General features: G+C 61.6%; 1 protein-coding gene. It reads left to right on the top strand.

Annotated features, from left to right (window positions below):
* On the top strand, nt 1–1,066 hold a 1,066-nt coding region (locus tag EDI28_RS25865; RefSeq protein ID WP_199287503.1), incomplete at both ends, for a VCBS domain-containing protein.

Here is a 1,066-nt window from a genome sequence, read left to right as displayed (position 1 = left end):
GCCGAGACCGTGACCGACGGCAATTTCGGTACGTTCAAGATCGGTACAGACGGTACCTGGAGCTATGAGCTGAACAACGGTTCGGCAGAGGTGCAGGCGCTGACCGAGGCAAGCGATCCTCTTAATCGCGAGTTTACCGTCACCACGGCGGACGGCACCGAGCACACCGTCACTGTTACCATCAACGGCAGCGACGACGGCGCCGTTGTTACCCCAACGACACCGGATGCCGATGCTGGTTCCGTTAAAGAAGATGCCGTGTTGACCACCGGCGGCAAGCTGGACGTGGTCGACCCGGATGCGGGCGAGGCGGTGTTTGCTGCCGAGACCGTGACCGACGGCAACTACGGGACGTTCAAGATCGGAACTGACGGCACCTGGAGCTACGAGCTGAACAACGGTTCGGCGGAGGTGCAGGCACTGACCGAGGCCAGCGATCCTCTTAATCGCGAGTTCACCGTCACCACTGCCGACGGCACGGTTGTTACCCTGTCAACACCGGATGCAGATACCGGCACCGTGAAGGAAGACACGGTGTTGACCACCGGCGGCAAGCTGGACGTGTCAGACCCGGATGCGGGCGAGGCGGTGTTTGATGCGAAGACCGTCACCGACGGCAACTACGGGACGTTCACTATCGGTACTGACGGTACCTGGAGCTACGAGCTGAACAACGGTTCGGCGGAGGTGCAGGCGCTGACCGAGGCAAGCGATCCTCTTAATCGCGAGTTCACCGTCACCACTGCCGACGGCACCGAGCACACCGTGACTGTCACCATCAACGGCAGCGACGACGGCGCCGTTGTTACCCCTGCTGTGCCGGATGCCGACGCAGGTACCGTCAAGGAAGATGCCGTGTTGACCACCGGCGGCAAGCTGGACGTGGTCGACCCGGATGCGGGCGAGGCGGTGTTTGATGCCGAGACCGTGACCGACGGCAATTTCGGTACGTTCAAGATCGGTACAGACGGTACCTGGAGCTATGAGCTGAACAACGGTTCGGCCGAAGTCCAGGCGCTGACCGAGGCAAGCGATCCTCTTAATCGCGAGTTCACCGTGACCACGG

Origin of the sequence: Photobacterium chitinilyticum (assembly GCF_004104355.1) — a bacterium.
Lineage (GTDB): Bacteria > Pseudomonadota > Gammaproteobacteria > Enterobacterales > Vibrionaceae > Photobacterium > Photobacterium chitinilyticum.
The sequence above is the reverse complement of the archived record's forward strand: the minus strand, read 5'-3'. Positions and strand labels throughout refer to the sequence as shown.